Annotated in this window: 9 protein-coding genes; 1 reads left to right on the top strand and 8 read right to left on the bottom strand. The window is 67.0% G+C overall.

Going from position 1 to position 14,137, the window contains the following annotated elements; all coding sequences use genetic code 11:
• Positions 1-10: 10 nt before the first annotated feature.
• Together ABNX08_RS12365 and ABNX08_RS12360 are read right to left on the bottom strand one after the other, a co-directional pair.
• Positions 11-1,414 (bottom strand): aspartate aminotransferase family protein, encoded by a 1,404-nt coding sequence (locus ABNX08_RS12365; RefSeq protein ID WP_022535537.1) that lies wholly within the window; start codon positions 1,412-1,414, stop codon positions 11-13.
• Positions 1,415-1,595: 181 nt separating this feature from the next.
• Positions 1,596-2,483 carry a GNAT family N-acetyltransferase gene (locus ABNX08_RS12360; protein WP_022535536.1) on the bottom strand — a complete coding sequence of 296 codons (888 nt, stop codon included), beginning with the start codon at positions 2,481-2,483 and terminating at the stop codon, positions 1,596-1,598.
• 267 nt (positions 2,484-2,750) lie between these two features.
• Here ABNX08_RS12360 and ABNX08_RS12355 point away from each other — a divergent pair, with 267 nt between their 5' ends.
• Positions 2,751-4,370 carry an ABC transporter substrate-binding protein gene (locus ABNX08_RS12355; RefSeq protein ID WP_041681083.1) on the top strand — a complete coding sequence of 540 codons (1,620 nt, stop codon included), beginning with the start codon at positions 2,751-2,753 and terminating at the stop codon, positions 4,368-4,370.
• 62 nt (positions 4,371-4,432) lie between these two features.
• On the opposite strand, the gene ABNX08_RS12350 is transcribed toward ABNX08_RS12355, so the two are convergent.
• The 6 genes from ABNX08_RS12350 to ABNX08_RS12325 all read right to left on the bottom strand — a co-directional run bounded on the left by ABNX08_RS12350 (position 4,433) and on the right by ABNX08_RS12325 (position 14,118).
• Positions 4,433-5,233 carry a transporter substrate-binding domain-containing protein gene (locus tag ABNX08_RS12350; RefSeq protein WP_022535534.1) on the bottom strand — a complete coding sequence of 267 codons (801 nt, stop codon included), beginning with the start codon at positions 5,231-5,233 and terminating at the stop codon, positions 4,433-4,435.
• Positions 5,234-5,406: 173 nt separating this feature from the next.
• Positions 5,407-6,699, bottom strand: coding sequence for a 4-aminobutyrate--2-oxoglutarate transaminase (gene gabT / locus ABNX08_RS12345; protein WP_349608208.1), 1,293 nt, complete (start codon positions 6,697-6,699; stop codon positions 5,407-5,409).
• A complete protein-coding gene (locus ABNX08_RS12340) occupies positions 6,696-9,653 on the bottom strand; it encodes an FAD-binding and (Fe-S)-binding domain-containing protein (RefSeq protein WP_349608210.1) in 2,958 nt (985 codons plus the stop codon). Before ABNX08_RS12340 ends, gabT begins: the two co-directional genes overlap by 4 nt.
• A 429-nt stretch (positions 9,654-10,082) precedes the next feature.
• A complete protein-coding gene (locus ABNX08_RS12335) occupies positions 10,083-11,564 on the bottom strand; it encodes an NAD-dependent succinate-semialdehyde dehydrogenase (protein ID WP_022535531.1) in 1,482 nt (493 codons plus the stop codon).
• 25 nt (positions 11,565-11,589) lie between these two features.
• A complete protein-coding gene (locus ABNX08_RS12330) occupies positions 11,590-13,233 on the bottom strand; it encodes an ABC transporter ATP-binding protein (protein ID WP_022535530.1) in 1,644 nt (547 codons plus the stop codon).
• Entirely contained in the window at positions 13,234-14,118 is an 885-nt protein-coding gene (locus ABNX08_RS12325) for an ABC transporter permease (RefSeq protein ID WP_041681494.1), read from the bottom strand. It lies immediately after the preceding gene.
• Positions 14,119-14,137: the final 19 nt, after the last annotated feature.

The following is a 14,137-nucleotide window of genomic DNA, read 5'->3' as shown; positions in this document are numbered from 1 at the left end:
TGCTGCTATCTCAGCTCGCAAGCGCGGCACGCACCTCGGGGAAGGCGAGCACGTCGTCGAGCGTCTGCTTCACGCGCGCGAACATCAGCTCGAATTCGTGTTCCGTGTACGTCAGCGCCGGGGCAAAGCCGAGGATATTGTCGCCAAAGGCGCGGAACACGATGCCGTTGCGGTAGGCGGTCGCGGCAATGCGATCGGACAGGCCCAGCGATGCGTCGAAGCCGCGCTTGCTGGCCTTGTCGCTGACCAGTTCCAGCGCGCCCAGCAGCCCGCGATGGCGCGAGTCGCCCACCAGCGGATGACTGCGCAGCGCATCCAGTCCGGCTGCGAAGGTTGCCGCGCCACGCTGCCCATTGGCCAGGATGCCCCCTTCCTCATACAGCCGCAGGACTTCCAGCGCCACTGCCGCACTGACCGGGTGGGCCGAATACGTGGCGCCGTGGCCGATGGGCGCTGCGCCGGGTGCGCCATCGGCAATGCCGGCATAGACCTGGTCGGAGATCAGCGTCGCGCCCATCGGGACGTAGCCGGCGGTGAGGCCCTTGGCCAGCGTCATGATGTCCGGCGCGACGTCTTCGGCATCACAGGCAAACATGGGGCCGGTGCGGCCGAAGCCCGTGATGACCTCGTCGACGACGAACAGGATGTCCAGCTCGCGCGCCGCGTCGCGCATGGCCCTGAGCCAGCCCTTGGGCGGCACGATCACGCCGCCGGAGCCCTGGATTGGTTCGCAGAAGAACGCGGCCACATTGTCCGCGCCCAGCTCGGCGACTTTCGCGCGCAGTGCCGCCACCGAGGCGGCGATGATGCCTTGCGCATCGGTGGGATCGGCGGCGCGGTAGGGATTGGGCGAGGGGATGTAGTGCTGCGTCGGCAGCGGCAGGTCAAAGCCGCGGTGGAACGCAGGCAGGGCGGTGAGGCCGGCGCCCGTCGACGAGGAGCCGTGGTAGCCGCGCTCCAGCGAGATGAAGTGCTTCTTCGACGGGCGCGCGGTGGCGTTGAAGTACTGCGTGATGAAACGCACCGCCGTATCGACCGCCTCGGAGCCGCCGAGAGTGAGATATACGTGGTTCAGCGAGCGGGGCGTGATCTGCACCAGCTTGTCGGCGAGGCGGATCGCCGGCTCGCTGCTGAAATGGAAGTAGCCGGTAGCGTAGGGCAGGCGGCGCATTTGCTCGGCGGCGGCCTGCACCACGCTTTCCTGGCCGTAGCCCACGTTGACGCACCACAGCCCGGCGAAGGCATCGAGCACTTCGTGGCCGTTGGCGTCGGTCAGCCACGCGCCGCGGCCCGACGACAGCACCGTGGGGCCGCGCTGCTCGTGCACGCGCCACGGCGACACAGGGTGGATAAGGTGTGCGCGATCGGCGGCTTCAAGCGCGGCGAGCTGGGGCAGGTCGGTGAGTTGGGTCATGGCAGGGTCCGTTCGCGTCCATTCGTGTGCGCAGCACAACAGGCTGGCCTATGCCTCAAGATTACGGCAGGCTGAACATGGCGGGATGCTGCATTGAGGGGACTGAACGAAGCACGCTGCTGTTATGCGGGCCGTGGCAGCAGATTGTTTGGCAGTGCGCTTTCCGCAGCCTGGCGCGTCTTCAGCCCATGGCCTGGGTCACGAGCGCGAACAGCGCCGCCGCCCCCGGTGACGTGGCCGGCGCCGCACCGCGCACCATGGTCGCGGGCGCGTCCACACGCGGCAGGCCAATGCTCTCCAGCCATTCGCCCAGCCCGCTGGCGCAGTCGATGTCGATGCGCGTGAAGTTGCCCGCATTCAGGCCGGCCAGGTACGCGACCAGCGCCCTGGCGCCATTGTCCCCGGGCGCTACCACGGGGCCGATGGCATGGCCGCGCCCGAAGCGGCGCAGCATGGCGAAGCCGCGCGGCTCGCCCTCGAAGTCCAGCACCACGCAGGCCTCGGCGCTGGCCTGCAGGTCGTCGACCAACGCCTCGCGCGGCATACCGCGCGCCTGCGCGTCGAGCCGGTGCAGTGCGGCGGCCTCGTTGTGACCCGCGGGGCGCAGACGCCAGCCGTCAGGCAGGGCGATCAAAGGGGCAGGCTGGGCCGTGCCCTGGTGCTGGCAGACCGCGCCGGTGCACGCAAAGCCCAGGCGCTCGTACAGGCCGCGGCCATCGGCCGTGGCGTGCAGCAGCACGGTGCAGTCGTCCAGGCCTTCAAGCAGCGCGCGCATCAGCCGGTAGCCGATGCGCCGGCCCTGGCACGCCGGCGTGACGATCACCATGCCGATGGTGGCGTGGTGCTTGCCCCAGCGCCAGCGCAGGGCAGTGGCGACGAGTTGGCCATCGAGTTCGGCTACGATGCCCTCGGCGTGCGCGAACATCTGCTCCCAGTCGGTCAGGCGATGGGGCCAGCGCTGTTCCTGCGACAGGGCGTGGGCCCGCGTCAGGTCGTCGGCAGTCATCGGGCGCAGCACCACGCCGTCGTCGGCAATGGTGTCCTGGGCATGTGGTAGCGGGGCAAACATGGGCGTTGTCCTCGGGAAGAAAGGTTGGCACCGACATTTATCTTGAACGACATCGGGCGGTCGAGCCAGAACGAGTTGGGGTTTATCCGTAACTTGCAAGATTCGTCTGCCGGAGGTGCCGGTTTTGCAATTCAATGCGGTAGCGCAGGCTGTAACAGGGACAAATGCTGAGCCTTCTTGACTAGCATGAATGACCTGCAGTCATTAGCGGTGCGTCATGACAAGTCCGCGCCTGCCGGCCTTTCCAGACCAACCAGGAGCACTACGATGAGCGAAAGCCGTAAAGAGTTCGAGAACCTTGTCGGCCCCGGCGAAAGCCTTCGTGTGATGGATTTGCTCAAGCGCGGCGCGACGCGGCGTGACGTCCTCGCGATGCTGCTGGCGGGAGGCATGCAGGCCACGCTGGCCGGCAGCCTGGCCGGCGTGGCCGTCAAGGCCCATGCGCAGACGCCGAAGCGGGGCGGCCGCATCCGCGTGGCAGCCGCCACGGCGGCCGCCTCAGATACGCTGGACCCGTCCAAACAGTCGAACCAGAACGACTACGTGCGCTGCAACATGGTCTACAACGGCCTGACCTCGCTCGATGGCAGCCTGACGCCGCGGCCGGCGCTGGCCGAGTCGTTCAACACGACCGATGCCAAGACCTGGGTCTTCACGCTGCGCAAGGGCGTGGCCTTCCACGACGGCAAGGCATTGTCCCCGGCCGACGTGGTGTACTCGATCATGCGCCACAAGGACCCCGCCACCGCTTCCAAGGCCAAGGTGCTGGCCGAGCAGATCGAGAGCGTGAAAGCCACCGGCCCGAACGAGGTCACGGTGGTGCTCACCAGCCCCAATGCCGACCTGCCAGTGATCCTGGGCACCTTCCACTTCCTCATCGTCAAGGACGGCACCACCGACTTCAACGCGGGCATCGGTACCGGGCCTTACAAGATCAAGGAGTTCAGGCCGGGCGTGCGCACGGTGGTAGTGCGCAACGATGCGTACTGGAGGCAGGGAAGGCCCTACCTCGACGAGATCGAGTTCGTCGGTATCGGCGATGAGAGCGCGCGCATCAACGCGCTGCTCTCCGGCGGCATGGACCTGGTGGGCTCTGTCAACCCGCGCTCCGTGGCCCGCGTCAAGGGTACGCCGGGCTTCGGCACCCTCGTCACGCAATCGGGGCAGTACACGGACCTGATCATGCGCAAGGACGCGGGTCCAGGCATGAACCCCGACTTTGTGATGGGGATGAAGTACCTGCAGGACCGCGCGCAGATGAAGAAGGCCATCGCGCTCGACTACGCGGTGCTCGGCAACGATCAGCCGATCGACCCCACCAACCGCTTCTTTTTCAAGGGCCTGCCGCAGCGCGCCTTCGACCTTGACAAGGCTAAGTACCATTTGCGCAAGTCCGGCGTGACGGGCAAGGTGCCGATGGTGACCTCGCCCGCCGCCCTGTATTCGGTCGAGATGGCGACGGTGCTGCAGCAGACTGCGCAGCGCGTGGGCCTGGACCTCGACATCAAGCGCATGCCTGCCGACGGCTACTGGTCGAACCACTGGCTCAACAGCCCCGTGGGCTTCGGCAATGTCAACCCGCGCCCCAGCGCCGACACCATCCTCACGCAGTTCTTCAAGTCCGATGCGCCGTGGAACGAATCGCGCTGGAAGAACCCCAAGTTCGACCAGCTGCTGCTGGCGGCGCGGGCCGAAACCGACACCGCCAAACGCAGCCAGATGTATGCCGACATGCAGACCATGATCCACGAGGACGCCGGCATCGGCATCCCGCTGTTCCTGGCCAGCATCGACGGACATTCATCGAAGCTAAAGGGCTTGTCACCGATCCCGCTGGGTGGGCTGATGGGCTATTCGTTTGCGGAGCATGTCTGGCTTGATGCCTGACGGGGCGGGCGGGCCTTGTTGCGCAAGGTTTCCGCCTGCGCCCCTGCGCGGTTGGGCCAGGCTTATTTGCCGAGCCACTTGGCCGCATGCACCTGGTAGTCACCGCCTGCCCTGGCCAGGTGCAGCCATTGGTCGACAAAGCCCTTGAATACCGTGTCCCCGTTGGGCAGCAGGAAGGCCATCTCCGCGTATTGCAGCGGCTGCTCCGGGTTGATGGCGCAAAGCTCCGGATGAATCCGGCTTTGCGCCACGGCCTCCGCCGCCTCGGTGACAAAGACATCGGCCCGGCCGGCGATCAGTTCGTCGAAGATGGTGAGGTTGTCGCGGTGGACGGTGAGCTGGGCACGTTGCAGCCGCGTCTTGGCAAAGCGCTCGTTGCTGCCGCCGGGATTGGCGATGACGCGCACCTCCGGCCGGTTGATGGCCTCGACGCTCTGGTACTTCGCCGCATTCTCGCAGCGCGCGATCGGCGTCTTGCCGTTGACCATATAGGGCGCGCTGAAGAAGGCGAGCTTCTGGCGCTCCAGCGTGACCGAGATGCCGCCGGCCGCAATATCGCATTTGCCCGCGACAAAGTCGGGCATCAGGTTCGCCCAGGTAGTCTTGACGAATTGCGGCCTGGCGCCGAGCGCCGTCGCGAGCGAGCCCATCAGGTCCACATCCAGTCCTTCGAAACTCCCGTCCGGGCGCTGGAAGCTGAAAGGCTTGTAGTCACCCGGCGTACATACGCGCAGGGTGCCGCTCTGGGCGACCCGGTTCAGGGCAGACGGTGAGGTGGGCGGGTTCGTTGGTACGGCGGACACCGTTTGTGCCGCAGCCACGGACGACAGCAGCGCCAAGACTGGCGCAATCAGGAATTTCACGTGTTAGCTCCCATGCGAGGACTCGATACGGCGGCTCCCGATGGCGTCGCCGCGGTCACGCTCCCTGCAGCCTCGGCTGGTATGCGGGACAGGGGCGGCCTCCAGGCGGAGGCGTCCCAATCATACTTCGCCCGGGCCCGCTGTTGTCCGCCGGACCCGGCGAGGGCGGCGTATTACCGGGCCTCGTTGCTGGTTTGCGCAATCGCGGCGCGCAAGATCTCCAGGGCTTCCTGCGCCGTTTCCGAGGAGGTGTTGAGCGGCGCCAGCAGGCGCACGTTGTTCCGATGCACGCCGCACTTGATCACCAGCAGGCCGCGCTCGCGGCAGCGGTCGATCACTGCTTGAGCGAATGTCGCGTCGGGCTGGAACGGATCGCTGTCCTTGACGAACTCCAGCGCCAGCATCGCGCCAACGCCGCGCACGGTCCCGATGGCGGGAAACTCGCGCGCGAGCTGGTCGAGCCCCGCGCGCAGCGTTTCAGCCAGTGCGAGCGCACTGGCGAGCAACTGTTCTTCCTCGAACAGGTCGATCACCGCCAGCGCTGCGGCGCAGGCGAGCGGATTGCCCGCATACGTGCCGCCCAGCCCGCCGGGTGCCGGCGCGTCCATGATCTCGGCACGCCCGACCACGCCGGACAGCGGCATGCCGCCGGCCAGGCTCTTCGCGACCGTGACCAGGTCCGGCTGGATGCCCGCATGCTGGAAGCCGAACATCTTGCCGGTCCGGCCGAATCCGGCCTGGATCTCATCCAGGATCAGCACGATGCCATGCTTGCGGGTCAGCGCGCGCAGGGCCTGCAGGAACTCGTTGCCGGCCGGCAGGAAGCCGCCGTCGCCTTGCACCGGTTCCAGGATGATGGCCGCGATGCGATCCGGGGCGATCTGCGTGGCAAAGAGGTCTTCCAGTGCGCGGATCGCATCCGCGCCGGAGAAACCGCGGAATTCATCGGGATAGGGCGTGTGATAGACGTCGCCGGCCAGCGGTCCGAAGTTCTGCTTGTACGGCGTGCTCATGCCGGTCAGCGTCGAGCCGAGCAGCGTGCGCCCGTGGAAGCCGCCGCGGAACGCGATGATCCCCGGCACATTGCGGTAGGCGCGCGCGATCTTGACCGCGTTCTCCACCGCTTCCGCGCCGGTTGTCGCGAACAGCGTCTTGTAGTGTTCGGCGCCGCCGACCAGCTTGTTCAGCCGCGCGGCCAGCTCGACATAGACGTCATAGCCGACCACCTGGAACGCTGCGTGCGTCACCCGACCCAGTTGCCTGCGCACCGCCTCGACGACCTTGGGGTGGTTATGGCCGATATTCTGCACGCCGATGCCGCCGACGAAATCGATATAGCGACGTCCTTCCACATCCCACAGGAACGAGCCTTCGGCCTTGTCGGCAAAGATCGGATGGGCGGTGACGACGCCATGCGGAACATGTTGGGTGCGGGCCGCGATATGGGCCTGGTTGGACTGGGTCATTGCGTTACGCCTCTTTCAGGTTCCGCGAAGTCGGTGTCGCGGTGTGGTTGCGAAGGGTTGGAGTCGGCAAGGATCTCTGCGAGGTGGCGCGGTTCGCGTCCGGTCAGCTTGCGGATCTGGGTGCGGCAGCTGAAGCCGTCCGCGGCAACCAGCGCATCGGCCGGGAGTGTGGCAAGCTTTGGCTGCAGCGTGCTCTCGCCAATCCGCCGCGACAGCTCGGCTGTCTTGCGGTGATAGCCAAAGGCGCCGGCCATCCCGCAACAACCGGTGTCGAGGACGCTTGCGCCAAGCTGGCGCTCCGCCGCCGTGCCGCCGCAGGCGCGGTGATGGCAGTGGGCGTGCAGGTGGACCTCGGCATCGTTGTCCAGCGCCATGCCGGCGCGGGTGGCGAACTCGGCCATCGTGACCGTCAGTGCTGCCAGCGCTTTGGCGCGCGGGTCGTCAGGCAGCAGGGCCGGCATTTCATCCCGGAACACCGACAGGCAGCTTGGTTCCAGCACCAGCACCGGAACGCCGGCGGCAATCGGCGCGGACAGTACGTCCAGGATCTCGAGCAGGTTGCGGCGCGCCTGGTCCAGCATGCCGACGTCATAGAACGGTCGGCCGCAGCAGACGTGGCGCGTGCTCAGCCGCGCGTTCCATCCTTGCCGCTCGACCACCGCGACGGCGGCCTCGAGCACATGCGGGGTGAAGCCGTTATTGAAGGTATCGGTCCATATGACGACGTCGCGCTGGCCGTACGGCCGCGTGCCGGCCTGCCGCAGGCGTGTCGCTGTGCCGGTGCGGCGGAATGCGGTGGCGGCGATCTCGGGGAACACGGCCGAGCGCGCCAGGCCGAAAGCGTGGCCAACGCGCCGGGTCAGCGGATTGCGCATCAGGGCATTGAGCAGACCAGCCGCGCGCGTGGCCGTGGGCAGCCATTGCCCCAGGCGCCCGATTGCGGCATCCATTGGCGCGCGCAGGCGCCGCTTGTAGTAGCGATACAGGAACTCGCTGCGGTACTTGGGGATATCGACATGCGTCGGACAGTCGTGCTTGCAGCCCTTGCACGACAGGCACAGGTCCATCGAGTCCTTGACCGCCTCGCCGTCACGGGTCTCGCTGATGACCTCGCCGTTGAGCATCTCGAAGAACAGGCGTGCGCGGCCGCGCGTGGCGTAGCGCTCTTCACGGGTGGCCTTGAAGCTGGGGCACATGGTGCCGCCATCGAGCGACCGGCACTTGCCCATGCCGATGCAGCGCTCGGTTTCGCGGCCAAAGCCGGTGCCCGGGCCATCGCCCATCGGGTAGGTGAAGACGCTGGTTGCCTGATCCTGCCGGTATGACGGACCCATGCGCAGGTTGGCGTCCACCGGCATTGCATCGATCAGCTTGCCGGGGTTCATCAGGCCGTTCGGGTCCCAGATGGCCTTGAACTCGCGGAATGCCTGCATCAGCCGGGGCGTGAACATCAGGGGCAGGAACTCTCCCTTTGCCTGGCCGTCGCCATGCTCGCCGGACAATGAGCCCTGGTACTTGACGACCAGCGCGGCGGCTTCCGCCAGGAACCGACGCCAGTCGCCAACGCCTGTGGGGGAACGCAGGTCGAAGGTGATGCGCGAATGAATGCAGCCATCGCCAAAGTGGCCGTACATATTGGTCTTGTAGCCATAGTGTTCGACCAGGGCGGAGAATTCCCTCAGGTAGGCGCCAAGCCGGGCCGGCTCGACCGCGGCATCTTCCCAGCCCACGGTGGGATCGGGTTGTCCGGGAACGGTCGACAATGACGTTGCCGAAGCCCCGGTCTCGCGGATGGCCCAGAGGCGTCCCATCAGCGAGGGATCGTCGACCAGCCTTACATTCGGCTGCGTAGGGAACGAGCGTGCCGCGCTGGCGGCGCGGGCCGCCAGTTCGCGGGCCTGGTCGCGCAGGGCAGCACCGAACTCCACCATCAGCCAGGCATTGCCGGCCGGCAGCTCGGCGATGTCGTCGAGCTTCAGTCCGAGTTGCTTCAGTCCGCCGATGATGCCGGTGTCCAGGCCTTCCATTGCGATCGGTCCGAGCGGCAGCAGCTCGGGCACGCAGTCGGCGGCATCGAAGATGGTATCGAAGCCGAGCACCAGCAGTACGCGCTCGGGCAGTCCCTCCACCAGCGACGTGTCGGCACGCAGCACGGTAGCGCAGGTCCCCTCGGACCCCACCAGGGCGCGGGCGATGTGGAAGCCGTTTTCCGGCAGCAACTGGTCGAGGTTGTAGCCCGAGACACGGCGCTTGAGCCGCGGGAAGCCGGCGCGGATATCGTCCGCATAGCGCTCGGCCAGTTCGCGCAGGGACTTGACGATGCGCGCCTGTTCCCCGCCTGCCGCCAGATGTTCGGCATACGCGGCCTCGTCGGTGGCGCCGACCCAGAAGCGCGCGCCGGTGGCGGTCACGATCTCCAGTCGCTCGATGTTCTCGACGGTCTTGCCAGCCATCACCGAATGGGCGCCGCATGAGTTGTTGCCGATCATGCCGCCCAGCGTGCAGCGGCTGTGGGTGGCCGGATCCGGGCCAAAGGTGAGGCCGTGCGCAGCGGCGGCCTGCTTCAGGTGGTCGCAGATGACGCCGGGTTGCACGCGGCCGATGCGTTGGGCCGGATCGACCAGCTCAACCGCGTGCAGGTACTTGGAATGGTCGATGCAGACAGCAACGTTGACCGACTGGCCGCTCATCGAGGTACCCGCGCCGCGCGGCACCATGGCCACGCCGAGCTCGCCGCACAGGCGCACGGTGGTCTCCAGGTCTTTGACAGACTTCGGAATGACGACGCCAAGGGGGACCTGTCGATAATTCGAGGCTTCCGATGCGTAGATGGCGCGCGTGACTGCGTCGAAGCGCACTTCCGCCGTGGTTTCGGCTTCCAGGCGCGTGCGCAATCGCAGCAGCGCATTGAGGTCGGCGGGGGCACTGGGCTGGCGTTGGGGCATCGCTTTCATGGAATTCGTGGGCGGTACGGTCGAAGCCTGCTGGGGTTCTATCGCCAACGCTTTCTGGCAATCACCGGGACCAGTATAGGGACGAGGGTCGTCGCGCTCCTACCGAATTCTGGGCCTGGATCAGCAGTGAATTCTGTTGTGGCGGGAGGAACAGCAGTTCCTTCGATGGGATGGATGAGGAGCTTGCTGGGGGGCTCTAAATGCAAAGCGGCCGGCTTGCGCCGGCCCCCGGGATTGCTGAGAGACTTTTATGGGCTGCCGGTTTGCGCCCCTCTCCCGCTTGCGGGAGAGGGGCGGGGGAGAGGGCAGGCGGTGGCATACCACAGCGCTTGACTTCGTCGACATGCCGGCCCTCTCCCCAACCCTCTCCCGCAAGCGGGAGAGGGAGCACCCAAAAGGTAGTTCAAGACCCGGTGGCTTCGCGACAGCTCAGTCCAGCAGCCCCTGGCAGACGTACTTGATATGCATGTACTCTTCGAGCCCATAGCGAGACCCTTCGCGCCCGTAGCCCGAGTCCTTCACGCCGCCAAAAGGCGCCGCTTCCGCGGCCAGCGCTCCCTCGTTGATACCGACAATGCCCGACTCGAGCGCATCGGCAAGGCGCCAGATCCGCCGCACGTCATTCGAGTAGAAATACGCCGCCAGCCCAAACGGGGTCGCATTTGCTGCCGCGACCACGTCCGCCTCGGTACCGAAGCGCGTGACCGGCGCAACCGGCCCGAAGGTCTCCTCGCAGGAGCAGTCCATGGACGCATCCACGTCGGCCAGCACGGTGGGCGCATAGTAGTTCGGCCCCGGGCACTGCTCGTTGCGGATGCGCTCGCCGCCAACGACCACGCGCGCACCGCGGCTGACCGCGTTCTTCACATGACGCTCGATCTTGTCGACCGCCCGCGCGTTGATCATCGGACCGATCTGCGCGGCGGGATTGGTGGCAGGGGCGACTACCAGCGCGCCAACGCGGGCGGCAAGCTTGTCGACGAAGGCGTCATGCACCTTGTCCTGGACATAGATGCGGTTCGGGCACACGCAGGTCTGCCCGCCGTTGCGGAACTTGGAAACCATCAGGCCGTCGACGGCGGCGTCGAGGTCGGCATCGTCGAACACGATAAACGGGGCATTGCCGCCCAGTTCCAGCGACAGCTTCTTCAGTGTATCGGCGGAGCGGCGCGCCAGGTGCTTGCCTACCGGGGTCGAGCCGGTAAAGGTGATTTTGCGCACCCGGGCATCGTCCAGCCATACGTCGACGACTTCGGCCGCGCGCTCGCGCGAGGCGGTGACGATATTCAGCACGCCCGGCGGCACGCCCGCCTGTTCCGCGAGCCTGACCAGCGCCAGCGAGGTGAGCGGCGTATCCTCGGCAGGTTTGCACACTACCGTGCAACCGGCCGCCAGCGCCGGCGCGATCTTGCGCGCGATCATCGCAGCCGGGAAGTTCCACGGCGTGATCGCCGCGATGACGCCAACCGGCTCGCGCAGTGCCAGCATGCGCCGACCGGGGACCGGCGCGGCGATCACGTCGCCATCGGCGCGGGTGGCTTCTTCGGCAAACCATTCGACATAGCTCGCGGCGTACAGCACCTCGCCTTTGCCTTCCGCCAATGGCTTGCCCTGCTCGCGCGAGATCAGGCGGCCAAGGTCTTCCACATGGCTGACGATCAGGTCGTTCCAGCGCTTGATGATCTGCGCGCGCTGCTTGGCCGGCGTTTTGCGCCAGCTTGGGAACGCTGCGTGCGCGACATCGACGGCGCGGCGTGCGTCCGCCGCACTGCTATCCGGTACCGCCGCAAAGACTTCATCCGTCGCGGGGTCCGCCACGGACAGTGTGCGATCGTCGGCCGCGCCGCACCATTCGCCGCCGATATAGTTGCGGCCGGGAAGCAAGGTCTGGTTCTGTAGGGACAAAGGCATGAACAAACTCTCCTTAAGAATGGGGTCAGGCGGTGGCAGCGGTGGCCACTGCGCCTTCGCTATGGAGATCGACTTCATCGATCCAGCCGCGGCGCAACTCGGGCACCGAGCGCGCCAGCAGCGCGTAGTAGGGGTGGTGCGGACCGCGGTCGTAGTCCTGGTGCGCGACCTGGGTCAGCTTGCGGCCATGCTGCATCACCACGATCTCGTCGCAGATCGAGCGCACGGTGTGCAGGTCGTGGCTGATGAAGAGATACGAGACACCCAGCTCCTTGCGCAGCTCGGCCATCAGGTCGAGGATGGCCGCGCCGACCACGGTGTCCAGCGCCGAGGTGATCTCGTCGCACAGGATCAGCTCAGGATCGGCCGCGAGTGCCCGGGCCAGGTTCACGCGCTGCTTCTGCCCTCCGGACAGGCCACCGGGCGTGCGCTGGGCCACGCCGATCGGCAGCCGCACCAGATCGAGCAACTGGCGAATCCGCGCCCGCTGGGCTTCGCCGCGCAAGCCGTGGAAGAACTGCAGCGGCCGCGCCAGGATCTCCTCGATGGTGCGCGCGGGATTGAGCGCGGTGTCGGCCATCTGGAACACGATCTGGATGCGCCGCAGCTCATCGCGGCTGCGTTCGGCCACTGTCGGCTTCAGCGGACGGCCGTTGAACGCGATGCTGCCACAGCACGGCGCCACCAGGCCGGCAATCGCGCGCGCCAGCGTGGTCTTGCCCGAACCCGACTCGCCGATGACGCCGATCGCCTGGCCCCGGTACAGCTTCAGGCCCACGCCCTCCAGGATCTTCGAGGCCGGCTGCCCGTGCGCATCGACGGCACCGTAGCCGGCGGAAAGATCGCGGACCTCGAGCAGCAGGGGGCTCTTGTCCGGGTCCACCGGCGCGCCGGGACGCTCGGTCGGCCGCGCCGCGGCCAGCAGGCAGCGCGTGTAGTCGTCGGCGGGCTGGTACAGGATCTGGTCGGTCTCGCCCAGCTCGCGCATCTTGCCTTCGCGCAGCACCAGGATGTGGTCCGCCACCTGGGCCACCACGGCCAGGTCGTGGCTGACATAGACCGCGGTGGTGCGGCGTTCCTGCACCGCGCGTCGGAACACGCGCAGCACTTCGACCTGCGTGGTGACGTCCAGTGCCGTGGTCGGCTCGTCCAGGATCACCAGGTCGGGATCGGTGATCAGGGCCATTGCGGCCATCAGGCGCTGTAGCTGGCCACCGGAAACCTGGTGGGGGTAGCGCTCGCCGATGGAATCAGGGTCGGGCAGCGCCAGTTCGCGGAACAGCGCGACCGCCTTCTTCTCGGCAGCCTTGCGATCCATGAGCCGGTGGATCAGCGCCGGTTCGACCACTTGGTCCATGATGGTGCGCGACGGGTTGAACGAGGCCGCCGCGCTCTGCGCGATATAGGTGATCTCGCGCCCGCGCAGCCGGCGCTGTTCGCCCGGCGACAGGTGCAGCACGTCGGTGGTGCCGACCCGGATGCTGCCGGAGATCTCGCAGCCGTGGCGCGCGAAGCCCATCAGCGCCAGCGCGGTCGTGGTCTTGCCCGAGCCGGACTCACCGATCAGTGCCAGCACCTTGCCGGGCTCGATCTCGAAGTCCACACCATCTACCAACGTCGCCTGGCCTGCGGTGATGCGCAGATTGCTGACCTTTACGGACGTGCCCATTTATTTGACTCCGTTACGTGCCGAGCGACCCGGCAGGTTGTCGATAACAAGGTTGACGGCGAGGGTCAGGCTGGCGATGGCCAGCGCCGGCGCCACCACGGCCATGCTGCCTTCGGACAGTGCCCCGATGTTCTCGCGCACCAGCGAACCCCAGTCGGCATCGGGCGGCTGGATGCCCAGGCCCAGGAAGCTGAGGCTCGCGAGCAGGAGCACGACGTAGACGAAGCGCAGCCCCAGGTCAGCCAGCATGGGGCCGAGGATGTTCGGCAGGATTTCCTGCCGCATGATGTAGGCAGTGCCTTCGCCGCGGGTGCGCGCGACGGTCACGTAGTCCATCGCATTGATGTTGACCGCCAGCGAGCGCGCGATGCGATAGGCGCCCGGGATGTAGATGATCGCCGCCGTGAGGGCGAGCATCCAGACTGACGAACCGAAGGCCGCGACCATGATCAGCGCGAACATCTTGCTCGGGATCGCCGTGAGCGTATCGAGGCCGCGGCTCAGGCCGGCATCGATCCAGCGGCCGCTGACGGTGGCCAGCAATGCCAGCGTGATGCCGATGCCGCTGGCGCACAGGGTCGAGACCAGGGCCACGCAGACGGTGTAGCGCGCGCCCAGGATCACGCGCGTCAGCATGTCGCGTCCCAGGTAGTCGGTGCCGAGCCAGTGCGCGGCGCTGATCGGGCCGAAGACCTGGATCTCGCCCGTGGGCGTGCCGTCATGGCTGATCAGGATCGGGCCAACAATGGCGGCGACCAGCCAGCCGATGAGGATCAGGCTGCCGATCCAGCCGGTGATGCCCAGTTTGGGCAGGCGCGGGCGGCGACCGCCTTGGTCGGGGGCACTCACGGCGGGGGTGGCGTGCGTGTTGGAGGTAGGGGACATGAGTTGCAGCTCCTGCATG

Origin of the sequence: Cupriavidus sp. DF5525 (assembly GCF_040149425.2) — a bacterium.
Classification (GTDB): Bacteria; Pseudomonadota; Gammaproteobacteria; order Burkholderiales; family Burkholderiaceae; genus Cupriavidus; species Cupriavidus pickettii_A.
The sequence above is the reverse complement of the archived record's forward strand: the minus strand, read 5'-3'. Positions and strand labels throughout refer to the sequence as shown.